24 protein-coding genes are annotated in these 23,602 nt (G+C 56.3%); 8 read left to right on the top strand and 16 right to left on the bottom strand.

The genetic code is table 11. The annotated features are described in order from the left end of the window. Positions 1-48 precede the first annotated feature (48 nt). Together AC2TDA_RS06985 and AC2TDA_RS06990 are read left to right on the top strand one after the other, a co-directional pair. A complete protein-coding gene (locus AC2TDA_RS06985; protein WP_480845029.1) occupies positions 49-447 on the top strand; it encodes a DM13 domain-containing protein in 399 nt (132 codons plus the stop codon). Between the two features lie 104 nt (positions 448-551). Continuing rightward, on the top strand, positions 552-1,793 hold the full coding sequence (locus AC2TDA_RS06990) for an MFS transporter (RefSeq protein ID WP_480877703.1): 1,242 nt from the start codon (positions 552-554) through the stop codon (positions 1,791-1,793). Here the strand turns inward: AC2TDA_RS06990 and hslV are convergent. Further along, positions 1,785-2,342, bottom strand: coding sequence for an ATP-dependent protease subunit HslV (gene hslV / locus AC2TDA_RS06995; RefSeq protein WP_480845031.1), 558 nt, complete (start codon positions 2,340-2,342; stop codon positions 1,785-1,787). The genes AC2TDA_RS06990 and hslV overlap by 9 nt on opposite strands. 197 nt (positions 2,343-2,539) lie before the next feature. Here hslV and AC2TDA_RS07000 point away from each other — a divergent pair, with 197 nt between their 5' ends. Continuing rightward, entirely contained in the window at positions 2,540-2,734 is a 195-nt protein-coding gene (locus AC2TDA_RS07000) for a DUF1127 domain-containing protein (RefSeq protein WP_480845032.1), read from the top strand. Positions 2,735-2,795: 61 nt separating this feature from the next. On the opposite strand, the gene AC2TDA_RS07005 is transcribed toward AC2TDA_RS07000, so the two are convergent. The 10 genes from AC2TDA_RS07005 to regB form a co-directional block, all read right to left on the bottom strand. Further along, positions 2,796-3,158 (bottom strand): Lin0512 family protein, encoded by a 363-nt coding sequence (locus tag AC2TDA_RS07005; protein ID WP_480845033.1) that lies wholly within the window; start codon positions 3,156-3,158, stop codon positions 2,796-2,798. Continuing rightward, positions 3,155-3,505 (bottom strand): Lin0512 family protein, encoded by a 351-nt coding sequence (locus AC2TDA_RS07010; RefSeq protein ID WP_480877702.1) that lies wholly within the window; start codon positions 3,503-3,505, stop codon positions 3,155-3,157. The genes AC2TDA_RS07005 and AC2TDA_RS07010 overlap by 4 nt, the downstream gene beginning before the upstream one ends. A gap of 71 nt (positions 3,506-3,576) precedes the next feature. Continuing rightward, the gene (gene trxA / locus AC2TDA_RS07015; RefSeq protein WP_480838588.1) at positions 3,577-3,897 is read right to left on the bottom strand and encodes a thioredoxin; all 321 of its coding nucleotides are present in this window, start codon (positions 3,895-3,897) and stop codon (positions 3,577-3,579) included. A gap of 60 nt (positions 3,898-3,957) precedes the next feature. Further along, complete coding sequence (gene addA / locus AC2TDA_RS07020; RefSeq protein ID WP_480877700.1) at positions 3,958-7,317, bottom strand: double-strand break repair helicase AddA; 3,360 nt, start codon at positions 7,315-7,317, stop codon at positions 3,958-3,960. Continuing rightward, positions 7,314-10,241: a double-strand break repair protein AddB gene (gene addB, locus AC2TDA_RS07025; RefSeq protein WP_480877698.1), complete on the bottom strand. Its 2,928-nt coding sequence runs from the start codon at positions 10,239-10,241 to the stop codon at positions 7,314-7,316. The genes addA and addB overlap by 4 nt, the downstream gene beginning before the upstream one ends. Then, positions 10,234-10,920 (bottom strand): nucleotidyltransferase family protein, encoded by a 687-nt coding sequence (locus AC2TDA_RS07030; RefSeq protein ID WP_480877696.1) that lies wholly within the window; start codon positions 10,918-10,920, stop codon positions 10,234-10,236. Before AC2TDA_RS07030 ends, addB begins: the two co-directional genes overlap by 8 nt. Further along, positions 10,917-11,921, bottom strand: a complete 1,005-nt coding sequence (locus AC2TDA_RS07035) for an aminoglycoside phosphotransferase family protein (RefSeq protein ID WP_480877695.1) — start codon at positions 11,919-11,921, stop codon at positions 10,917-10,919. Before AC2TDA_RS07035 ends, AC2TDA_RS07030 begins: the two co-directional genes overlap by 4 nt. Next, positions 11,918-12,388, bottom strand: coding sequence for a tRNA (adenosine(37)-N6)-threonylcarbamoyltransferase complex ATPase subunit type 1 TsaE (gene tsaE, locus AC2TDA_RS07040; protein WP_480877693.1), 471 nt, complete (start codon positions 12,386-12,388; stop codon positions 11,918-11,920). Before tsaE ends, AC2TDA_RS07035 begins: the two co-directional genes overlap by 4 nt. Positions 12,389-12,429: 41 nt before the next feature. Next, positions 12,430-13,938, bottom strand: coding sequence for a PAS-domain containing protein (locus AC2TDA_RS07045; RefSeq protein WP_480877691.1), 1,509 nt, complete (start codon positions 13,936-13,938; stop codon positions 12,430-12,432). Between the two features lie 62 nt (positions 13,939-14,000). Next, positions 14,001-15,398, bottom strand: a complete 1,398-nt coding sequence (regB, locus tag AC2TDA_RS07050) for a sensor histidine kinase RegB (protein ID WP_480877689.1) — start codon at positions 15,396-15,398, stop codon at positions 14,001-14,003. Positions 15,399-15,487: 89 nt separating this feature from the next. Here regB and AC2TDA_RS07055 point away from each other — a divergent pair, with 89 nt between their 5' ends. After that, on the top strand, positions 15,488-16,108 hold the full coding sequence (locus AC2TDA_RS07055; protein WP_480877687.1) for an SCO family protein: 621 nt from the start codon (positions 15,488-15,490) through the stop codon (positions 16,106-16,108). Positions 16,109-16,193: 85 nt separating this feature from the next. Continuing rightward, complete coding sequence (locus AC2TDA_RS07060) at positions 16,194-16,748, top strand: ActR/PrrA/RegA family redox response regulator transcription factor (RefSeq protein WP_480845046.1); 555 nt, start codon at positions 16,194-16,196, stop codon at positions 16,746-16,748. Between the two features lie 748 nt (positions 16,749-17,496). On the opposite strand, the gene AC2TDA_RS07065 is transcribed toward AC2TDA_RS07060, so the two are convergent. After that, on the bottom strand, positions 17,497-18,090 hold the full coding sequence (locus AC2TDA_RS07065; protein WP_480845048.1) for an HD domain-containing protein: 594 nt from the start codon (positions 18,088-18,090) through the stop codon (positions 17,497-17,499). 205 nt (positions 18,091-18,295) lie between these two features. Here AC2TDA_RS07065 and AC2TDA_RS07070 point away from each other — a divergent pair, with 205 nt between their 5' ends. Together AC2TDA_RS07070 and ahcY are read left to right on the top strand one after the other, a co-directional pair. Beyond that, positions 18,296-18,610 carry a hypothetical protein gene (locus AC2TDA_RS07070; RefSeq protein WP_480845049.1) on the top strand — a complete coding sequence of 105 codons (315 nt, stop codon included), beginning with the start codon at positions 18,296-18,298 and terminating at the stop codon, positions 18,608-18,610. Between the two features lie 101 nt (positions 18,611-18,711). Further along, the gene (gene ahcY / locus AC2TDA_RS07075; protein WP_480877686.1) at positions 18,712-20,100 is read left to right on the top strand and encodes an adenosylhomocysteinase; all 1,389 of its coding nucleotides are present in this window, start codon (positions 18,712-18,714) and stop codon (positions 20,098-20,100) included. A 62-nt stretch (positions 20,101-20,162) separates the two neighbouring features. On the opposite strand, the gene AC2TDA_RS07080 is transcribed toward ahcY, so the two are convergent. Then, the gene (locus tag AC2TDA_RS07080; RefSeq protein ID WP_480877685.1) at positions 20,163-20,810 is read right to left on the bottom strand and encodes a DUF899 family protein; all 648 of its coding nucleotides are present in this window, start codon (positions 20,808-20,810) and stop codon (positions 20,163-20,165) included. A 190-nt stretch (positions 20,811-21,000) separates the two neighbouring features. Here AC2TDA_RS07080 and AC2TDA_RS07085 point away from each other — a divergent pair, with 190 nt between their 5' ends. Next, the gene (locus AC2TDA_RS07085) at positions 21,001-21,342 is read left to right on the top strand and encodes a DUF2853 family protein (RefSeq protein ID WP_480845053.1); all 342 of its coding nucleotides are present in this window, start codon (positions 21,001-21,003) and stop codon (positions 21,340-21,342) included. A 218-nt stretch (positions 21,343-21,560) separates the two neighbouring features. Here the strand turns inward: AC2TDA_RS07085 and AC2TDA_RS07090 are convergent, their stop codons facing one another. The 3 genes from AC2TDA_RS07090 to AC2TDA_RS07100 form a co-directional block, all read right to left on the bottom strand. After that, positions 21,561-22,751 (bottom strand): hypothetical protein, encoded by a 1,191-nt coding sequence (locus AC2TDA_RS07090; protein WP_480877683.1) that lies wholly within the window; start codon positions 22,749-22,751, stop codon positions 21,561-21,563. A 159-nt stretch (positions 22,752-22,910) separates the two neighbouring features. After that, positions 22,911-23,333, bottom strand: a complete 423-nt coding sequence (locus AC2TDA_RS07095; RefSeq protein WP_480845056.1) for an EVE domain-containing protein — start codon at positions 23,331-23,333, stop codon at positions 22,911-22,913. After that, entirely contained in the window at positions 23,333-23,602 is a 270-nt protein-coding gene (locus AC2TDA_RS07100; protein ID WP_480845057.1) for a YciI family protein, read from the bottom strand. Before AC2TDA_RS07100 ends, AC2TDA_RS07095 begins: the two co-directional genes overlap by 1 nt.

The following is a 23,602-nucleotide window of genomic DNA, read 5'->3' on the forward strand; positions in this document are numbered from 1 at the left end:
GGCTTCGACGGGCAAACCAGCCTGTATTGGAAACTGGAGAAACACATCATGATGACTCGTCGTTCGCTTTTTGTGAATGCTGCTGCCGCGGGCGCGGCGCTGACACTGGCCAGCGCCAGCGGTGCCCTGGCCGGCGGAAAGAAAAAGGGTCAATTCGAGGGCCGTTCCAACCACGTCACCACAGGTTCAGTGAAACTGACGAAGGACGGCGACCGTTATATTGTCGAACTGGGCGATGATTTCTCATTGGATGGTGGCCCTGATCCGCGCGTGGCGCTGGGCAAGGACGGCACTTATGATCCTGAAACCAAACTGGGCGCGTTGCTGAACCTGACGGGCCAACAATCCTATGCCGTGCCGCCGACCATGGACGTCTCAAAATACAACGAAGTCTACATCTGGTGCGAAGTTGCCGGCGTTCCGCTGGGCGTGGCATCGCTGAACTAGTATTTCTGCAGGGGCCGGATTGCGTCCGGCCTCTGATACACCGTTAGGTGTCGGGACATCCATCTGTTACACTCCTCGGTAAATTTCGAACCGGGGCGCATTTTATGACGAAGATTGCCAAGATCACCCTGCTGTTTGTGGTGTTTGTCGACCTGATTGGGCAGGGTCTCGTGTTTCCCATCATCAATTCTCTGATCATGGAGACGAAATCCGGGTTCCTGCCGGAAAGCACCCCGGAGGGCCGCCGGCATTTCTATTATGGGCTGGTGATTGGATGTTTCTTCCTGTCGTGGTTTCTGGGCGTTGTTTATGTGTCGAAGGTCTCGGATTCCATCGGACGCAAGAACGCCTTGCTGATCTGTCTGGGCGGTGCTCTTGCCGGTTACGCAATTACAATTGCGTCTCTGTATCTCGATAGCCTTTTGCTGCTGATCGTCGGGCGATCGATTACCGGGTTTACCGCAGGCAATCAGCCTATTGCGCAGGCGGCAATGATTGACGGCAGCACCGATGCAGCGGACCGAGACCGCAACATGGGGTACATCGTGACCGGCGTCAGCTTTGGTCTGGTGGGCGGTCCGATCATCGGAGCGGTGCTGTCGGACGCAGCCCTGCTGGGCAGCGCGGCAACGCTGAAAACCCCATTCTATGGCGCCTTCGTTCTGGTGATGATTGCAATATTCCTTGTGGTGTTCTTCTTCAAAGATACCCGTACAGAACGTACAGCGTTTGTTTTTCGCCCTCGGGATATTACCGACAGCCTGATTGCCGTTCGTGGGCACCCGATGGTTTTGAGAATCCTGCCAGTCTACGCACTGTTCATGATCGCCAACGTCACGTTCTATGTGTTCGTTGATAATTTCCTGACCAGCGCGTGGGGCTACGGAGTGATTGGCGGCAGCATGGCTATGGTTGTGATTGGTTTTGCGCTGGCATTCTCCAGCACCTTCCTGGTTAAGCCCGCGCAGGAAAGAGTTAGCAAGCACGTGATCATCTACACCTCGCTGGTCGTCATGGTGATCTGCGGCTTTGGCTTTGCCTTCAGTCCCAGCGGGGTATTGAGCTATGTCCCGGTCTTCTTCTTCTACTTCTTTTTCGGTGTGTCTTACCCGACCTTGCTCGGCCTGTTTTCCTCGGCGGTCAGCGAGACTGATCAAGGCTGGGTCATGGGCGTGACAACGGCAGTCTTCTGTCTGGCCGGCGGAGTCATGTCACTGATCGGCGGTGGGCTGATGAGCATTGATATCCGCATGCCTTACTACATCGTCATCGCGACGGCCCTCATGGGCCTGATCGGGATGCACATGCGCTGGAAGGGTAAAGAGATCAGGGCGCTGTTAGCCTGAGATCGTCTCAACCGTCAGATTGCCGTTGGTGTACACGCAGATATCGGCGGCAATCGCCATAGCTTCACGCGCCACCTGTTCGGCTGATTTGTCGCCGTCCATCATCGCGCGTGCCGCGGCGAGGGCAAAGTTACCACCCGAACCAATGGCGGCGACGTTATGCTCTGGCTCCAGCACGTCCCCTGCCCCGGTGATCACGAACAGATCCTTGCCGTCGGTGACGATCAGCATCGCCTCAAGCTTTTGCAGGTATTTATCGGTGCGCCAGTCCTTGGCCAGCTCGACCGAGGCGCGCGCCAATTGGCCGGGCGTGGCCTCCAGCTTGGCCTCAAGGCGTTCAAGCAGCGTGAAGGCATCGGCGGTTGATCCGGCAAACCCGGCAACAATCTCAAACCCGCCTGGCGACAGGCGGCGTACTTTGCGCGCAGTGCCCTTGATCACTGTTTGACCCAGGCTGACTTGCCCGTCTCCGGCAATGACGATCTTGTCACCCTTTTTGACGCCGATGATCGTTGTGCCATGCCATCCGGGAAAATCGCTGTCTGCCATGAATGCCTCCGTAATCTCTGGCGTCCTATATGGGCTGGGCAGGCAAAGGGCGCAACCCGTTCCAAAACTGCCCGAAAGATATGCACAAAATGCAATCCGGGACTGTTGAACGAGCAATTGTGAGACTCGGCGGTTCGTCCTACATGGGGCTTACAACCGACAACGGGTCGGCTGTTTCATCGAAAAGGACTGGGTACATGGCAACTACTGCAAACATCCATGCGCCGCTCGGAGCAGCTACCATCCTGCACGTAGTGGACGCGTTCACAAATGCTTTCGACACTGTTGTCGAATGGAACACTTCGCGTAAGACCCGCAAGGCGCTTTCGCAACTGAGCGACGCTCAGCTGGACGACATCGGCCTTGTCCGGGCGGATATCGCGAAACTCTGATCCATCATCCGGATCACCAAGTCAGAACAGCCGCCCGGAAATCCGAGCGGCTTTTTCTATGTCAGCACTGTACGTATTTGCCGGTCTGATCCGGAACGAACGCCTCGATAGCGGCAGTGGCAACGACATGCCGGGTACCCGCCTCATCATCGACAACATCCTGGCCGCCCAGGACCGCGCGCACTTCGGCAAGACCTCTTGGCAGGTCAGCAGCTATGACATCGCAATCTACCTGATCAGGGTTTTGAACGCCAATTGTCACCCGCACCCGCATTTCGCTGTGGTCGATTCCCAGCTTTGAAAACAAGGTGATCGAGGAATGATGCAGCGCGTCCTGCACCGCACGTCGGGCGGCCTTGGTGTAGTCCTGACCGTAAAGGTCATTCCCCATACCCATTTCCAGAATGATGCGTTTCTTTCTCATTGCGCAGGCTCCATATCGAACGAGACTGCCAAGGCCGCATTGGCAATGACCGTGTGTCCCGCGTCACCGGGCTTTTCGATATCCAGACCTCCCCGTGTGACAGTAACGTTGGGCTGACCATAAGGAAAAACGTCCAAAAGCCTGCTGGTATCAACCCGATCTGGCTGTTGGACTCCGATCTCTACGTCGATGATCATCGCCTCTTTGGGAAAGCCGAACAGTTCGGCCATGTTGATCGAGTTGTGCCACAGGGCATCCCTGATCGCGCGCAGTGACGCCTCGGTGTAGTCCATGCGCCGCAACGACGTGCCCATCCCGAACTCTACAAGAACCCGTGTCTTCGCCATCTGCTACTCCGATACTCAATAAAAAAGGCGCCTTACGAAAGGCGCCTTGGATCTTTGCCGATCACAACGGATCAGATTGATTCTTCGATCCAGCTTTGCAGCGCGGCCTTGGGCGCTGCGCCTGCACGGTTCGAGACAACCTGGCCGTCCTTGAAGATGAACAGCGCCGGAATGCCACGTACGCCCATCGCGGCGGCTGCGTTCGGGTTGCTGTCTACGTCGACCTTGGCGATCTTCACTTTGTCGCCGTATTCGGACGCCAGTTCCTCCAGCGCGGGGCCGATCTGCTTACAGGGACCGCACCATTCGGCCCAGAAATCCACAACAACGGGGACGTCCGAGTTCTTGACCTCGGCGTCAAAGGTTTCATCGGTTACGGCTACGGTCGACATTTTCTGTCTCCTGAATGGGGAATACTTGGGTTCAGAACGTAGGTGCGGCGATTTGGGAGGTCAAGACGCCCGCGCCCGTCGCAGCGCTTGTGTCACATGTTCGTGGGGTAACCACATCAGGCTCGCGGTGCGCGTCCACAGGATTGCCGTGCGGATTTCGCGCTCCGGATAGATTTGCGAGAGGGCCTTCGCGTAAGCCCCCATTTGCCTCAGCAGCCCTTCGGGACACTCTTCGGCAGTGGCGGGAACCGTGGCATTCGTTTTGAAATCAACAACCTGTATTTCTGAATCGGTGACGATCAGACGGTCAACGACCCCATGCAGCCGGGCCCCTTCCAGATCCGCCGACAATGGGACCTCGGCCAGGGCGTCAGGCGCGAAGACGGATTTCAGGTGATCTGCTGTCAGGACCGCTGCGGCCTCGTTCAGCAATTCCCGCCGATCCAAGTTCTGCATTTCCGGTAAAAGTCGGGCGCAACGCTCGGGCCAATCATGCTGTTGCGCCGCTGGCAAATGCTCGAGAAGCAGGTGCAGACGTGTTCCGCGCAGTTTGGCGGCCTCCTCGTCCAGCCCGTCGTCACCGGGCAAGGCTTTCGCCCCGCCGAGGTCAGAGGGGCTGAGTGTATCCTGTAACGCAACCGGTTCCGGTGGCAATTTTTGAAACATTTCTGGCAAAGCTTCAGATTGGGCCAAAGTGACAGCATGCGTAACCTGCTGCAGTTCTTCCCAATCCCCATGCGCCAGTCTGCGGATGTCGGTTCCTTCGACCTGAACGGCCCCCGCCTTCGCCATGGCGGCTTCGACCATCTGATACCAGCTGGATCCGTCCTTGCCGACATCACCCGCAGCGGCCACAATCAACCACTTTTCCGCCCGAGTTAGAGCCACATACAACAGCCGTAGCCGTTCATTCTCTTCTCTTTCTCGCGCTTCGTTTCTCGCGCGTGTGATCAGGTCTGGTGAGTTATCCGCGGGTACTTTCCATACCGGCGTTCCCTCCGAAACCATGATTTCCGCGTCCCTTGGCGGGGGGCGCTTGCCGGTGTCCGGCAGGATCACGATCGGCGCCTCCAAGCCTTTTGACCCGTGAACGGTCATGACTCGAATCATATCTCCGACGCCGCTCATCTGTCGTTTGATTTCCAGATCGTCGGTCTGCATCCAGATCAGAAAACCAGTCAGGCTGGGTATATCCGTGCGCTCATAAGCCAGCGCCTGCGATAGCAGGGCGTTGATCCCATCTTCGGCCTCGGCGCCCAGACGGCCCAGCAGTTTGCGGCGACCGTCGTGGCGGGTCAGGATGCGTTCGATCAGGTCATAAGGGCGCAAGAAATCGATCTGACCCCGCAGATCATGCAAAACGGCCAGCGTTTCAGGGAATTCCTCTGCCCGGTTTCGCAAAGCCGTCCACAGGAACGGGTCTGTTCGCCGATGTGCCAAGTCAAACAATTGCTGCTCGGACCAACCAAACAGCGGAGATTTAAGGACGGTGGCAAGAGACAGGCTATCTTCCGGCGTTGCCAGAAAACTCAACAAAGCGGCCAGGTCCTTTACCGCCAATTCGGCCCCGACTTTCAACCGGTCGGCCCCGGCGATGGGCAATCCAGCGGACTTGCAGGCGCGGATGATCTCAGCAAACAGATCCGAGCGTCGCTGAACCAGGATCAGAAAATCGCCGGGCCGCACTTTGCGACGCACAAAACGGCCGGGTTCGGAGCCATCCTCAGGGATAGTTTCACCATCATCGATCATGGACTTTATTGAGTTGGCGACCTTTTCGGCCAGAATGACCGTATGGTGCCGTGCACCAGGGCGGTCGACGGGATCGGTCCAATCGCCCTCTTGATTGTCCTCGACCTTTTCTATCACCGGCCACAGATCGACCCGACCGGGCAGATCCGCCTTGAAGGCGCGATGCTGAGACTCTTTGTGAAACCCGGCATCTATTCGGCTTTCGAACAGAATATCGACCAGAGACAGGATCGCGCTGGAGGATCGGAAGGAATATTCCAACGTTGAATCCCACAACTTAGAGCCTGATTCCTGCAGTTTACGACCAAACTGCTCTCGCATCTGGTCAAAGGCCTTCGGATCTGCGCCCTGAAAGGAATAGATGGACTGCTTTTTGTCCCCCACCACGAAAATCGTGCGCTCAACACCTGATCGGGCCCCTTCCCCGCTGGTGAATTCCTGCGCCAGTTTTTCCACCACATCCCATTGGTCGGGGCTGGTGTCCTGTGCCTCGTCCACCAGAATGTGATCAATGCCGCCGTCCAGACGATATAGTACCCACTCCGCCACAGCCGGGTCGTTCAATACTTGCCGGGCGCGCAATATCAGATCGTCGAAATCCAACCAGCCGCGTAACTGTTTGCGTCGTTCATACTCTGGCAAAAACGCGGCGGCGAACCGGCGCAGAACATGGGCTTTCTGCGCCGCGACGAGCGCCAAACGCTGTTCCCGCGCGGCCTCAACCCTCAGCATCAAGGCTTCGAGTTGCGGCATCCAGTCGGCCAGTGCACCTTCACGCAATGGCTTTGTGGGGAAGCCGTTGATTTTGGCGGCAAAGGGTTCTTTTGCAGATTTGCCGGTTAGCAAAACGCTTTCGAGAACCGGAAGCGCCATCAGCTGTGGCCCTGAGAGTGTTGCCAGTTTTGCCGCTGCCTTGGCGTTGTTGCCGCCGCTTTCGGTTAGCGCAGGCAAAAGGGCCTGGATCAGCTCAACCTCACCCCCCAGAAAGACGCTTTTTAGCAACGCATCTTCGTCAAACCCCTTGGGTAATCCGAACCGCTTTAAAAGGTCGAACCAGTCCAGTGGTTGCGAAAACAGGTTTCGCTTTTGCGTGATGGCGGCGGTCAGGTTGTCGAACCCGGTATCAGTTACAAACCGAGCGACGTCCTCGACAAGATCGGCCTGTGGTCCATCGGCAAAATTCTCTACGATTTCATCTCGCAACAAGGCGGCTGCGCGGTCTTCCATTTCGGTGAATTGGGGGCTGACGCCGGCCTCCAGCGGAAACCGGCGAAGTAGTGATGCACAAAACGAGTGGATGGTCTGGATTTTCAGTCCACCGGGCGTCTCGATAGCCCGGGCAAACAGCGTGCGGGCTTGAGGCAGTTTGTCAGGGTCAACGACGCCCTGGATCCCCAGGTCCGTTAGCTGTTCCAGCAAGGGGGCGTCGCTCAGCATCGCCCATTCACCAAGGCGCTTGAACAGGCGGTTCTGCATTTCGCTGGCCGCAGCCTTGGTGTAGGTCAGGCACAGGATATGTTGCGGCTGCACGCCACCTAATAACAGACGCGCCACTCGGTCGGTCAGAACCCGCGTCTTGCCCGAGCCGGCATTCGCCGCCAACCAGGTCGAGGCGTCTGGCCGCGCGGCCTGTACCTGACGCTCGGACGCATCGTTACGCAAGGTCATATCAAGTCCTCGGGGCGGGTCTCCGCGGTGCGGTCCCATTCGCCAAATCGAGCCAAATGGTCATAGTCACCAGCATCAGAGTCCTTGTGTAGCATGCGGCGGGAGGAAAAGCCCTGATCAGGCTCTAAATAAGCTGAAATTAGTTGTTTTAGCTCAGCCAGTACTTTGTCTGGCGGTTCCTTGGTCAAGGGCGCGGGAACCTCTTTATAGGTACCGCCCATGCCGATGAAAATGGCCTGTGCAACGGGTGATGGGTCGAACCCTTCAATACCACCCTGTTCGGCCATCGCGGCCTCGATCAGCAGCTGCTTGTCAAACTTGGCCTGCTGGCTCTCTGATGGCGGCGTACCGGTTTTGTAATCAATGATTTGCAGCGCACCACGGCTGTTGCGGTCGATCCGATCCGCCCGGCCTGCTATGATGAAGTCCAACGGCGATAGTTTCAGTGCCATTGCTGCTTCGAATGCTACGGGGCCGCCGTTGGCCCGCCGGCCCAATTCCGCACTCAGGAACGCATCGGCGATCCGCGTAAGGCGCGCCAGCCATAACTTGCGCGCTGTGGGCCAGGCTACTTGGGTCTCCAGCAAGGCGTTGGAGCGCTTTAGAAAGTTTTCGCGAGTCAGAAGCGCGGAATCCAAAACGCTGTCTTTAATGAAATGTTCCAGAATCTCGTGGATGACGATTCCACGCAGCAAGGCGTCCGGGGCGCGCACCAAGGGATCCAGCGGTTTCAGTCGAAGTATGTGTTTGGCGTAGATCGCATAAGGATCGCGGATCAGACGCTTGATCTCGGTAACCGAAAGCCGCCTCGGGCGAGCCGCGACCGGAGGTTTGGGAGAAGGACGATGTGCGGCCTCTATCCGGGGCGCGTGTTCCAGAGCTTGCGACCAGTGCAGCCATTGCTGGCCACGCTCGCGCATTTTGGACAGCACCTCCGGACCACCCTGCCCCTGCAGGCCTTGCAGCAGGTTTGTCAGGCGGTTCAGCCAGCGTGACGGAACAGTTTCGGCGTCATCCGAACGCATGGCGCGTGTCAGCCAGACTTCGGGCGCACCGACAGCTTGCTGAAAATCATGCGCTGATAGCCCGATACGCCTTTCCGGCAGCAGCAATCCTGCCTTGTCGCGCATCTGGCGGTTCAGCCAAGGGTCTGGCGCAGCAGCTTCGGGCCAGCTTCCTTCGTTCAAACCTCCAAGGATCAACAGATCGGCCCCTTGAACTCGCGCCTCAAGGGTCCCCCAAATCATGATATGCGGATGCGGAGCGTCGCGATCACGGACCTCTTCCCCCGCCAGCAAAGCACCCAGCAAGGCAGAGAAATCGTGCGCGGTCATCGAACCGCCATGCTCTGCTTCGGTTTCCAATGCAGTCAGAATCGCCAACGCCTTTTGGCCCGCGTTTTTGTCCCAAAGCGTGCCCGTTTCGCCGGAAGTTCCCGCTGAAATCGCCTCGGCGAGTTCACGCAAACGGTTGACCCAATTTGTCAGCGGCAGCTCGCCCGGAAACTGCCGGTCGCAAAAATGGATGGTGACCCAACGTACCCAAGCCTCGACACCGTCCTTGCGATTAGCAAAGCCCGACAGGCTGGCCGCATCGGGGAACGGAGGTCCATTGCGGCGCAAATCAAGCTCAAGATCGCGCGTGTGCAGCAAATGTGCCCCACGGTCACCGCCGTCATGGCAAAGCGGGTGTTTCAGTAGTGTCAGCAAGGCCTCACCGTCCAATCGATGGGCAAACAAACCTGCCACGTGACGCAGGAACCGACCAGGTGGGGACAATTGCAGCGGCAGGCCAGCGCTGTCATCCGGCAGAATATTCCAGCGGTCCAATGCGGCGCTGACCTGGCGGGTCAACATCCGATCCGGTGTAATCAGAGCGGCGGTCTGACCGGTCTCGGCCGCCTGACGCAGACGCAGAGCAATCGCCAGCGCTTCAGACCGCGGCGATTGCGCCTCGATTAGCGTCAGATCTTCAGTTGCGGCCTCTAGATTAGTCAGGCGCGGGCCTTCGCTCATCCATGCATCAGTGATGGGCGCGGGGCGTAATGCTAACGAAATCAATTTGTTGCGCGTGGGCGAAGGTACCTGATCTTCGGTCCAAGGTTGGATCTGATCCGGGGACAGGTTCAGTTCGCACATTAGTTTGTGGAACCGGAATTGTGGGTGATCTTCAGAGGCCAGCGCATCATCCATATTGCGCCAGACTTGATCAGGCTGGTCAAAATCGTAACCCGGCAGAATGAGGGCACCTTGCGGCAATTGCGCCACGGCCTTCATCAACATCATCGTGGTTCCGCGCGATCCGGTAGACCCTGCGAGGATTACAGGATGCTGAGGCGGGCTCTCCTGCCACTGCGAAATCAGTGTTTCAACTACGCGCCGCTGCCGGGCCTGTGCGTCCAAGGCGCCCTGTTCCGCATCTATGAAGTGATCCGCGATGCCGATGAACGCCTGCGCCCGCGCCCAATGGCCAGACATGTCACTAACATCCAGCTGACGAATGGCGTCGGGCGACACACCTTCACCCTGCATTTCATCGATCAGGGCGGCCAGACTGTCGGAAAGGTCGAACAGCGAGGATCGTGCGGCCAAATCTGGCTGTTGTTCCAGCAATTTGGCGATCAGCTGGGTTAGCTGAAGTCTTCGGCGCAGAGGTGGAACGGCAGGAGGAATATGTTCCAGGTCCGCACCGGCGCCAAGATCTGTTACAAGTGACATTCGCGGTAACAGGCATGGTGAACCCTCGTCGAACAGATCGCGCACGCGGCGCGCCATCCGGCGGGTATTCACCACCAGTTGAACTCGCGCCAAGCTTTCCGGCGGCAACGTAGCGCTGCGCATGCGCAAGCCGTTCACCAGAACCTTGGGAAAATCCGCGCCCGGTGGTACAGCGAAAACTCTTGGCTTGGTGACGGGTTCAAACATCGGCAATCAAACCTTCAGCCAGCGCGATACCTTCGGGCCGTCCGACATCGCACCAGCGTCCGGGGTAGCTGAGTGCAAAAAGACGTTCTTGCTCGTGAATCCTGTCCCATAGCAGGTTGAGGGAAAAAGCCTCTTGCGGGAAATCGTGCAGCCCGTCGGTTTTGAGGATTTGTGCGCCGCCGTAGACCAGACCCGGGCCCCTGCTAATCCGGCCAGTTTCGTCCGCGGTGAAATCGCCCGGTCCGGAATGGCCGATGGTCTGACCCACCGGAATGCACATGAGCAATGCATCCATCTCTTCGGGGTTCCATGATTCTTGGAGCAATTTCAATGGATTGACGCCAGACCAGATGGCATCGGAATTCAAGGTAAATACTGGGTTGGACCCAAGCAGTGGCAGCGCGGCGCGTAAACCCCCACCGGTTTCAAGAATCCTGGGGGTCTCGTGTGACAGCAATATTCCACGGGGCTTCAAGTGCGCGGCCAACTGGTCAGCTCGGTAATGAAGGTTCGCAACCACGCGTTTGGGCCCGGCGTCTTCGACCAGATCCAGGGCATGGTCGATCAAAGGTCGGCCAGCAACGTGGATCAAGGGCTTGGGCTTATCATTGGTCAGCGCACCCATGCGCGTTCCGAATCCTGCGGCAAACAACATGACGGCCTGCGGCGTTCGGGTCATTGCGACCTCAGTCTGGCTAGGTTTTCAGGGGTTGGTTTCGGCAGAGCCTCTCGCAGCAAATCGGCCACGGGTACCAGCGCCGGATGTTCCAGATCGCGCATCAGATGCGCCCAAGCGGCCGGAATCAGATCGACATAGTGCGGTTTGCCATAATCTGTGGCCAGACGGGCGAAGCCCCCCAGAATACGCAGATTGCGTTGAGCGCCCAGAACGCTGTACGCCGTGCGGAAATCATGGCTGTCAACACCGGTTGCCGTGATATACCGATCAATCATGCGCATTTCGATCCCGGCGGGAACCGACCGGCGAACATCCTGTAACAGCGACATCAGATCGTAGGCCGGATGACACAGCATAGCGCTTTGAAAATCCAGCAAACCCACCCGAGCGACGCCCTCGCGCTCAGGCAGCCAGATCAGGTTTTCTGCATGATAGTCCCGTTGCACCACAACACGCGTTCCGCCCGTTTCGCGATGAAGGATGTCGGCAAAACGCAGTTCGAACCGGGACCGGGCATCGGAGTCGTGTGTGCCGAGTATGCCTTGAGAGTATTTCGTGAAGGACAGCGCTGCGAATTCGGTCATCAGGGCTGGATCGTAGCTGTCCAGGGATAAGACCGGTGCCGCGTGCAGATGGACCAGAACATCTGTGGCTGCGTCGTAAAGCATCCGCTCGGACGCGGGATCCTTTTCCAGGACACGCGCAAACAATGCATCACCCAGATCTTCGAGCAAAAGGAAGCCGTACTGGCTGTCCTCGGCGTATATTTCTGGTGCGCTCAATCCAATCGAGCGCAGGTATTGAGCTATCCGCACGAAAGGTTCAACATCTTCGCCTTTTTCCGGCGGCGCATCCATTAACACTGCAGTTCGGCCTGTGGTCGGATCGGTAAGTCGCTCGTATCGACGGTTTGACGCATCACCTGCCAGCGGCGCGTGCGTCGCATTTGCCCAAGGGGTCTGAGCGATCAGCGCTTCAGCCAGAATAGCCCGGTTGGTCATACAGAGTTCTCCAGCCTTGAAGCCCACTTTGGATCGGACCAGGACAAGATTAGATGACGGGTATCCTCGTCATCTGTGTCGGCTCGAAACTTCAGTGTTAGAGCCGAATTCGGTCGGACAGAGCCAAGTTTGTCCGGCCATTCAACAAGGCAGATGCCGGTTTCAAACGCTTCGGTTAGTCCCAATTCTTCAACCTCTTCGATTGCCGTCAGGCGGTACAGATCTGAATGCCAGACTTCGCCAACCCCGGTGTCATAAACCTGAACCAAGGTGAAGGTTGGCGATGGGATATCTTCCGGGTTTGCCAATACAGACTGGATCAGGGCGCGCGCAAAATGGGTTTTCCCGCTGCCGATGGGTCCATCTAGCAACAGTACATCGCCGCGTTGCAGCGTTGACCCCAGACGGGCAGCCAGAACCGATGTTTCTTCCGGTGATTTCAGTGTGATCGACAGCGGCGCATTCATGGCGCCACAATGAACCCGAGCCCGATCCTCTGCAACCCGGTTCAGGCGCTGATTTTTTGCAATCTGTCCATATTTTCGATGCTGTCCAAAGTGGAAAATCGAACGATGGTTGCACCGTTCTGCATCGGGCTGATGGTGCAACTCAACTGCGTACCGTTGCGCATCTGGATTTCCGAGGACCATTCTGCCCGATTGTCACGCATTTCAACGAAATCGCGAATTTCCCCCAGAACAGGCGTGGCATAGCATTGCTCCTGCCAGCCGCGTGTCACATCCAGAACAGTGATGGGGTCAAAGCCGACCTCATCGCTGTCGCCCCACAGCGATTGATAAGCATAGTTGGTAAAGGCCAGCGAACCGTCATCAGCGAACACGATGATAGCATCGGCCAATTTGTCCAAAATGGATTGCATCAGGTCCATTTCTGACCGGAACCGGCGCGTCAGAGTGATTTCGGCTGTGATATCTTCAAACAGAAACGCCACCGCTCCGTCGGGGTGGGGGCGGCCACTGACGGAATACACCGACCCAGACGGCAGCGACCATGTCTCCTGGTAGTTTCCGTCTTGCGCAGCTTCGAGCAGGTCGTTCATCTGCCGACGCCAGCTGCGGTAATTCTTGGGCTCCGGCATCATATGCTGATCCCGCATTCGATCGAAAAAGCTGGAAAGGCTAGGGCGGCAGCTGAGGAAATCCGGGGGTAGGGTGGTCAGGTCGATCAGCGCCGGATTGAACAGCGCCAGCTGTCGGTTCCGATCGAAAATGGCTAGTCCGATAGATAGCTGAGCAAAGGTTTTGGTCATCGTCTGTACGAATTTGCGTTGGGCCGTTTCGGCCTCAACAATAGCGTTGATGTCAACCGCGTAGAACAAATGCCCCTGGTCCTGATCTACATGGGTCAGATCAAACCACATCTTGGCTTCGTTTTTGCCGACCGTGATAGACATACGGGTTTTGCGCCCAAGGGGCGCCTCGTCCACAAGGGCTGGAAACAGCGGGGCCGTCAGATCAGCGTCCGGCCCACGGGCTTTGCGAACCAGAGCGACATAGGCCGCGTTACACCAGCGAATTTTTTCGTTGTGTCCCAGAAGCCAGACGGGATAAGGGGCCTTATCCATGGCCAGACGGATCGGGTCATTGGGATCGCGCCGTTTGGGGCCCGGAGCGCCCGTCAGATCGCGCAGCTGGACACGAAGGATTCCATCAATCCACTCGCACAGCACCTCTCGTTCAACGGTGCAGTCTATGGCGGAGACGACCAGATTGCCTTCGTCTCGCACGATTTCGGGGGTTTCGGGAAAGGCGGGAAAATCCCGTTGTAATATCCGTCGCAGGTCGCCCCAGTCGGCAATACGCTCAAATCCAGCCAGGGCGATGTCGGAGTGGCTGATCAGCTGGTCGCCATCAAACAGAAAAACCGTGTCAAACAGTGAGGCAGGAGAGGACAACCCGAAATCCGCAGGCCTGTTCGGGCGGCGCGGTAGCAGCCACTGTACCGCAAAGGTGATCGAGACCAGACTGATCCCGGCCAGAATGATCCAGTCCACCATGGTTTCCGCCTCTGACAAATGCGCGAACCGTTATGGGTAATAAAGGTTAATAGCGTCTTAATTCAGATTTGGAACGGTTGATTTGCGCCTGAAGGAACCGGTGAGTCGCCAGTTTGAGCGTCAATCAGATTGCGCGGCCAAACCACCTGAACGATGGCGCCGCGCCGGTCGGTCAGCTTGGTCAGGTTTTGATAGGGGTCGACACCATTTGCGAATTTCAGCTCGGCGCCGCTGCGCTCCAGCAATGTTTTGGCGATGAACAGGCCCAAACCCATGCCTTCGTATTCTGGACGAGTGCGTTGGTCGGATTCGGATCGCCGCCGACGCACAAACGGGTCGCCAATGCGCCCGAACATTTGAGGCGGAAACCCGCGCCCGTCATCCATGATGCATACGGTGATCCAGTTCGAAGTCCACTCGGCCTCGACCCAGACATTCCCTTGTGCGAAATCCACGGCATTCTGAATCAGGTTGCGCAGTCCGTGGATGATTTCGGGTTTACGCAGGATCGACGGCTGCTGAACATCGCCATCCCCGGTTGGGCCTTCGTCGAAATGCACCTGTTTTCCGCGATTGATATGTGGCTCGGCGGCCTCGTGAATGACGCTGGACAGAGGCGCTTGGCGCAAATGCAGGTCGTCCTTTCCTGCCCGACCCATATCGCGCAGAATATCGCGGCACCGGTCAGCTTGTTCCCGGATCAAAGCTGCATCTTCCTTCAGATCTGGACGAGCTTCCAGTTCTTCGATTAGTTCCGAGCTGGCCAGTTTGATCGTCGCCAATGGTGTGCCCAACTCATGCGCGGCTGCGGCGACTACTCCGCCCAGATCGGTTAGCTTTTGTTCGCGGGCCAGTGCCATATGAGTGGCCGACAGCGCCTCGGACATTGACTGCACTTCGGAACTCACCCGGTGGGAATAGGCGCCCAGAAACACGATAGCGATGACTATTGCGGCCCAGTTGCCAAACAGAAGGATGTCGGGGGTGTCCAGGACCAGCCCCAGATTGGTCCGCAGTGGCAGGTGGAATTGCGCCAGCAACGTCGTCAGCACGATCGCGACACTGCCCACAATCAGGGTTGAGCGCGTGCTCATCACGCTGGCCGAGATTGTCACCGGACCTACAAGAAGCAACGCAAAGGGGTTGTTCAACCCGCCTGTCAGATACAGGAGAAACGACAGCTGCAGCAGGTCGAAGAGAACCATCAGAAAGTTCTCATATTCGGACAGGCGTTTGTTCTCGGGAAACAGCAGGATCGCAGTCAGGTTCCCCATTACCGAAACGCCAATCGCCATATAACACAGGCCCAGCTCAAGCTGGACGTGATAGGTTTTCTGCGCCACGGTGATCGCGGTGATCTGACCGATGATGGCCACCCAGCGCAACAGGATCAACGTGCGCAGGCGAATCCAGCTGCTGCGTTCCTGGCCACGCCAAAGACTGGTATTGGAATTTGCCATTGGTCTATTATGTCCTGTTGCACCGGCTGAGTAACTTGATAGGTGTCCGGGCCGAAACGATCAACAACCCCCTGCATCAGGTGACAATCATGACCCGCCTCTACGCCATTCTCGCAACCGTTATTCTGGCCGTGGGTCTGGGCGCCATGTGGTTGCTGACGCGTGGTGCGGGCTCGGATGACAAGTTTGCTCAATGCCGGACCAGCCAGATCGCTGGCGGAACCGCTGCCATTGGCGGGCCCTTCGAACTGATTAATGCCAAGGGCGAAACGGTCACCGACAAGGACGTGATCACCGAACCCGCAATGATCTATTTCGGTTATACGTTCTGCCCCGATGTCTGCCCGCTGGACACGTCGCGCAACGCCGAGGCCGTCGATCTGCTGGCCGAGCGTGGCCAATCGATCACGCCCGTATTCATTTCAATTGACCCGGACCGCGACACGCCCGAGGTTGTGGGTGATTTTGCCTTTAACCTACATGAAAAGATGATCGGGCTGACTGGATCGCCCGAGCAGGTCAAGGCGGCAAGCAAGGCCTACAAGACCTATTTCAAAGCGCAGGATAAAAGCGACGAGTACTATCTGGTCGATCACTCGACCTTTTCCTATCTGGTGACACCTGAAGATGGGTTCGTGGAATTTTTCGACCGCAACACTTCGGCCGAGCAGATGGCGGATCAGGTCGGCTGCTTCCTGGATAAGATGTAGCTGAAACGTGTTGTTTGACCTTTGTCATGGCGCTGCTATTACTCTTGTCTAAGCCAACGGCGTGAAATAGCGGAAAGAATAGAAAATGGCGGACAGCTCTCCACTCGACATCGGCCCCGATAAATCCTTGCTTCTGGTGGACGATGACGAGCCATTTCTGAGACGTCTGGCCAAAGCCATGGAAAAACGCGGGTTCGAAGTTGAAACCGCAGGCTCTGTCGCCGCAGGCCGCGCCATTTCCACCGCCCGCCCGCCCGCCTATGCAGTGGTCGACCTGCGACTTGAGGATGGCAACGGATTGGACGTGGTCGAGGTGCTGCGGGAAAAGCGCCCTGACAGCCGGGTTGTGGTTCTGACCGGATACGGCGCGATTGCCACAGCCGTGGCCGCCGTCAAGATCGGCGCGACGGATTATCTGTCAAAACCCGCAGACGCCACTGACATCACCAACGCGCTGCTGGCCAAGGGCGACGAACTGCCTCCGCCGCCGGAAAACCCCATGAGCGCGGATCGCGTGCGCTGGGAGCATATCCAACGGGTTTATGAGCTGTGTGACCGGAATGTATCCGAGACAGCGCGACGGTTGAACATGCACCGCCGGACATTGCAGCGGATTTTGGCGAAGCGCAGTCCGCGGTAGCGCACTGCTCCTTGAGCTTTGGTTCGATACTATCCCATGGTGAGAGCTAGTTCATAGACTTCAGGCGAGTAAGAACTTCATCGATCGCGTCCACCAACGGACGGCAGCTCAGCGAGACGACTTGAGTGAAGTGACCGCTAACATATGTTTGGACATAGTGACCATGCCATCCATCACCGTTGCATTTTCTAAGCGTAAGCTGGTCGTTGCCTTTATAGTTCAATGAATACTCGCCCAGCGAAACCTCACTGTATGTTGACCGATATTCGGCAATCTTGGTTATCTGGGAAATCCCTTTGAAACTACTTGTTGGAAAGGGCTCTTCGATCAATATGTTTGTTCTATTTGGCGCCCCCATGTACACAGATAGGCCGCTATCTAGATCGTGCGTGTAATCAATAATGAGCGTTGTACCTGACGCTAACCCCGCACCAAATCTTGTACTTGAACTAGTGGGACCATCCTTGGTTGGGACAAACTGACTTGTGATAACATTGCACACAATTCGACCATTTATCGAATCTTCTTGTGCAAAAGACTGCGAAGCCAAAAATGAAATCAGGATTGTAAGGACGGTTCTCATAACGACTACCCCCAATCACTTTACTTAAAATCCGCCACCAAGTCACGGGGCTGGGTTTGGCCTCCAATAATCTCTACCGCTTGAACACTAGCTATGAGGGATAATTGCCCTTGGCTGTTAACGAAGATTGTGGGCTCAGAGCTGACGTTGCTTCAAAATGGGTTGCTAAAGTAACCCTATCAGCGCTCCATGCCGATCCGAATACGCATTTCTTACCTCAACCGGTGGTCTGAGCCTGATCTCCAACCCCTCCATCACGGCCATATCCGGGCGGCCAAAGAACTTGGTGGCTTCAGCTTCGGAAAAGCCCGCGATCTGGGTGGCCTCCATCCACGCGCTGATCTTGTCGGCCTTCTTGATCTGACGTTTCACCGTTTTCGGCACCGCAGCAGGCAGGCCGAACCGGATGTGGATTGCCGCCGCCAAACGGTCATCCAGCGCGCCATAGTCCGGGCCGACGGCGGATTTCACCGGTGAGATCATATCTCCGATCACATATTCGGGTGCGTCATGTAACAATGCCGCGAGCCGCCATTTTATCGGTGCTTTGGGGGCAATCCGGCCAAAAAGCTCTTCCACCAGCAGGGAATGCTCGGCCACGGAATAGGCGAAATCGCCGCGTGTTTGCCCGTTCCAGCGCGCCACAAAGGCCAGTCCGTGGGCGATATCCTCGATCTCGATATCTACCGGTGTAGGGTCCAGCAGATCGAGCCTGCGACCAGACAGCATCCTCTGCCATGCTCTGGGTTGTGTTGCCATATTGCCATGCCCCCTGACGCCAGACGCGCCTGCGCCGCTTTTTTATGCTATGATGTACCTGTCTGGATCACTTGCTGCCAACATTTTCTTGAGCATTCGTGCTTTGAACGGGTGCAGGATGATCACGACATAAGGACTGAGGGGGGTGCATACTCCTCCCGGTGAGCCCCTCTCGAAACGAAACTCGTATCGAAAGGAGCAAGCTATGTTCAAACGCTTATTCGCAATTGCCCTGACCTTTGGAATGGCTGCCACTGCGCCGCCCGCTTTTGCCCAAAGTTGTGCAATGCGCGACGATGTCATTGCCAAATTGCAGAACAGTTATGCCGAAGAACTGACTTTTGGCGGTCTGCAAAAGACACGTGGCGCGCAAATGGTCATGGAGGTCTGGTCCTCGAAAGAAACGGGTACTTATACCGTTTTAGTGACCCACGCCAACGGCATTAGCTGTATTGTTGCCGCCGGCACGGATTTCTTTGAAGCAATACCCAAGATCAAAGCTGAGGGTACGCCAAGTTGATTTCATAGGCGTTAAACCCGTTTCCGGCCATCTCCGTTGCCACTTGCCTGAAGGGATGCTAGTGGCTGCCCGGACCAATTTTTACCGGGATGGAGCTTCTGATGGCCGGGGACTATATCGTCAAAGACATTTCACTGGCCGAGTTTGGCCGCAAGGAACTGGACATTGCCGAAACGGAAATGCCAGGCCTGATGGCCCTGCGTTCCGAGTACGGTGAAAGCAAACCGCTTAATGGCGCGCGAATTGTCGGTTCGCTGCACATGACCATCCAAACCGCTGTTCTGATCGAAACGCTGGTGGCGTTGGGCGCTGATGTGCGCTGGGCCTCTTGCAACATTTTCTCGACCCAAGACCATGCGGCTGCTGCGATTGCCAAGGCCGGCGTACCGGTTTTTGCTATCAAGGGTCAGACGCTGGAAGAGCACTGGGATTATCTGGATAAGTCGTTCCTGTTTGCAGACGGCCCCAACATGATCCTTGATGATGGCGGTGACGCAACACTGTATATCCTGCTGGGTGCTCGTGCCGAAGCCGGAGAGGACATCATCCCTTTGCCGTCCTCGGAAGAAGAAGAAGTCATCAAAGCCCAGATCGCCAAACGCATGGCAGCCTCGCCGGGTTGGTTCACCAAGATGCGCGACCAGATTCAAGGCGTGTCCGAAGAAACCACCACCGGTGTGAACCGCCTGTACCAGTTGGTGAAGGACGGCCAGTTGCCGTTCCCGGCGATCAACGTGAACGACTCGGTTACCAAATCGAAGTTCGACAACAAATACGGCTGCAAGGAATCGCTGGTCGACGGTATCCGCCGCGCGACCGATACCATGATGGCAGGAAAGGTTGCTGTGGTCTGCGGTTATGGTGATGTCGGTAAAGGTTCGGCTGCGTCCCTGCGCGGCGCCGGAGCCCGGGTGAAAGTGACCGAGGTTGACCCGATCTGTGCCCTACAGGCTGCTATGGACGGCTTCGAGGTCACTTTGCTGGAAGACGAAGTCGCAAGTGCCGACATCTTCATCACCACCACCGGCAACAAGGACGTGATCCGCATCGAGCATATGCGTGAGATGAAGGACATGGCCATCGTCGGCAATATCGGTCATTTCGACAACGAAATTCAGGTGGCCAACCTGAAGAACCACAAGTGGACCAACATCAAGGACCAGGTGGACATGATCGAGCTGCCCTCGGGTAACCGCATCATCCTGCTGTCCGAAGGACGTCTGCTGAACCTTGGCAATGCCACTGGTCACCCTTCGTTCGTAATGTCGGCCTCGTTCACCAACCAGGTTCTGGCGCAGATCGAACTGTTCACCAAGGGCGATGAGTACGAAAACAAGGTCTACATCCTGCCCAAACATCTGGATGAGAAAGTCGCGCGCCTTCATTTGGACCGAATTGGCGTGAAGCTGACCCAGATGGATGGCGAACAGGCGGCCTATATCGGCGTGAAGCCGGAAGGACCGTACAAGCCCGAGCATTATCGTTACTGATTTTCGCTTCTCGCTGAATAGAGACGGCGGTCCGTGCGGCCGCCGTTTTCATTACCAAGTCTTCAACGCAAGGTGGGGAAGAAATCCCCACGTCCTTGTGGCGTGAAATCCAGAACGTTCCAGAGTGGCCAGGCCGAATCCACGTGCCTTGGGTGCCAGTCACTCGGTTGAAAGAACATCTCGGAACTCCAGAAGTGACGGATTCCCTCCTGATCCCGCTGAAAGACGTTCAGGATCGGCAGTTGGCTGCCATCCTCTGATTCGGCCAGATAGTCGCGCTGATAATCCGTACCCAGTGCTGAATAGAGTGGAAGATCGTTCCAGCCCATTTTGATTTTCAGTTCAGCCAGTATTTCAGGGGTATTCTGAGCGACGACCGCAAAGGCGATTTTTTGCGAAAGATGTACGACCTGCCCGTTCAGCCCGTCGAGAAGGGCCGAACACATCGGGCAGGGGCCTTCGGCATTAGGGCCATACATCAATGAATAAATAGCCAAGGTGTCATGGGAACCAAATAAAGATGACAGGGGCGCAGCTGCGCCTTGAACGGTTCGAAATGCATAATCTTGCGGGATCGCCCCGCCTTTCGGCAAACCACGCCGCAATCTGGCCACGTCTTCAATCCGGGCTCTCAGCTCGACTTCGGCATTTAGCAACTCATTTCGGGCGGTGCGGTAATCAGGGCTTTCATTCGGTAGGGATACGCTCATTGCAACCTCCTGGTCTGAAAATTTAACAAAAATGTTAAATAAAGAAGGCCTGGAAATCAAGCCCGATCAGAATTCGGGATCAGTGAAGGGGGGAATGCGCGGAATTTTTCCCTTTGTGCAAATTCTTGCGCCCGTTACCGTGTCTGCGGCGCTGGAGTGGCCAGAAATGAACCCAAATCAGGAGACAACAATGGGAAAACGCGACGAACTGATCGCTAAATATGCCGAAGACCTGAAGGCGAAATGTGGCATGGATGCCGATATGGACTTGTTGACCAAGGTCACTATAGGTTGCGGCCCGGCCATCTACGACGCCGATGCGTCCACCGTTGCGGCAAGCCAGGAGGGCGAGCTGGAGACGGTTAAGAACAATTTCCTCATCAAAAAGCTGGGTCTGTCGGATGGTCCCGAGCTAGCGGAAGGCATCAACAAGGTTCTGGAAACATATGGCATGTCCGAGCGCAACAAGTATCGCGCCGTGGTCTACTACATGTTGACCAAACATTTCGGCAAGGAATCGGTTTACGGCTGATCATCTCGTTAATGTCTTGCGCCCGTCGGACTATCTGATGGGCGCTTTGACTTTTCTATATATTTTAAATACTTGGCGCTTTCTTATTTGAACTGATATCGGCTAACGTCAAGCTGTGACCAGGACGGTCAGGACCAAGAATTTCCATACGCGTGTGGTGAGTAGGGAACACGCGGGGGTTGGGAAGGTTCTGCATCGTCGGAACCTTCCCGATAATCTCACCTGAATTCGTTAAGAAGCCTGGCGACAAACTGCTCGATCTTTTGAGACGAGCCACTTGAGTTGCGTTTCGGGCTACCACCCTGTCCAGCCAAATATACTTCAATTCGCCCCGGTCGCGTTTTAGTACCAGCGTTTGTAAAATCTCGTGAAACACCGCCAAGTGCCCTTGCCGCCAGCGCAGCCTTTTTTGCGTCAATCGGGTGATAAAAACGAACTTGGGTTTCTTTAACCGAGTAGTGTACCCGTGATGTCGCGACAACCTCAGCCCGGCTCTCGGTCAATGCCTCAAGCGCGTTGGTGCTGGTGTTATCAGACACTTTGGCTGGAACAAAAAGTGACACCTCCGCAATGCCGGTCTGGATTTGCGACGGAAATGAATCCGGTATGCCCAGTGCCTGAAGAACGGCTACGTCCACGTTCGTTGGCACCGGCTCATCCGAATACGCAGGGCCAGTAGGTAATGCAGGTGCAGGCCCAGCTATTGACGAGGACGCAGGCCCGTCGACAGCCTGGATCGAGGATAGTGGTAATCCTGCAGAAGTGTCTTCTGGCAAATCCGGCGCATAGTCGAACGTAGGAAGCGGTTCGGCCAATGTTGACGCAGAAGCGGAAAAATCCATAACGCCCCTGAAGCTCGGAAGTTCGGGCTGGAACATGCTATTGGCAGCATCCTCTGCCGATTGGGTTAATGACATAACTTTGGAGAATTCTGCCAATATGTCAGCCTCCAACGGTGGTGAAGCAATATTGGCCGCGGCCCTGATCTGCGATGGTGGGATTTCCGGAGAAAGAGCCTGACTTACCTCGGGCAATTCTTCAGTATGCCGCCAGTTGCCTAAGAGACTGGTGGCTGCCCATTGCAAGACGGCTCCGCATATCATTGCTGCCAGAACGATAAGAAGGATGCCAGACGGCAATTGGAACTGGTATTTCCGAGCTTGGGTAGTTGAGTGGGTAAACTTGTAAACAACCCGCTCGAGCTTCGAGACGCCCTGTGTGGGCGGCGAGCTGTCGTCTTGTTTTTGCGGCATAATCTCTGAAGAGGCTTTTGCAGCCGACTGTTTCACCCGTTCGAGCGCGATTGCACGCTGCTTGCGCGCAACTTCAAGGCGCGCTTCCCAGCTTTTTGAGTTTTGCTCAGCAACAAAATCTTCGGTTGTCCCATTGCTGCCTTCAACGTCAGACATGGGTTCAAGCTTTCGAAATGACCAATCAGTATTCGAGCAACACCACAGGAATCGTGAACGCGCAAAACGCGGTCGGCAAACCCCCACCAGGTGCAGCCTGTAAAATATAGCATTTTATAGCGCTTTTGAGAAGGTTTGCGCCCGTCAGAACCTATCCTGTCAATCCGCCGGGGTATTACCCAGTGCACATATCGCTACCCATTCGTCTTCACTTACGGGTTGAACGGACAAGCGTGAGTTCTTGACAAGCACCATGTCCGCCAATCGTTCATCAGCCTTAATTTGATCCAGCGTTACTGATAGCAAGAAAGGGCGAACCGCTTTGATATCAACACATTCCCAACGCTCATCATCAGTGGTGCTGTCGGGATGCGCCTCGGCGCAGACTTCGACAATGCCCACAATCGCTTTGTCCTTTTGGGAATGATAAAAGAACCCGCGGTCACCGACCTGCATCTGGCGCATGAAATTGCGCGCCTGGTAGTTGCGAACACCGTCCCATTCTTCGCCCACGTCGCCTTTGGCAACCTGTTGATCCCAGCTCCACGTCGAGGGTTCGGATTTGAACAGCCAATACGCCATTAGCCAATCACCTTTTTCCAGGGGATCAGCTCGACCGACTGGAACAGACCGGCTTTGGCGTACGGATCGTTGTCGGCCCAGGTCTGCGCAGCGGCCTCGTCCTCGACTTCGAGAATGATCAGTGAGCCAATCATGGCGTCGCCGTTCAACAAAGGGCCAGCCTGAGAGACAACGCCGGTTTCCTCGATGTAAGCCAAATGGGCGGACCGATTGTCCAGCCGGGTTTGCAGGGCACCGTCCTTGTCGCGTGCGATCAGTGCGATCAGCAT

The organism is Ruegeria sp. HKCCD6426 (assembly GCF_057221115.1).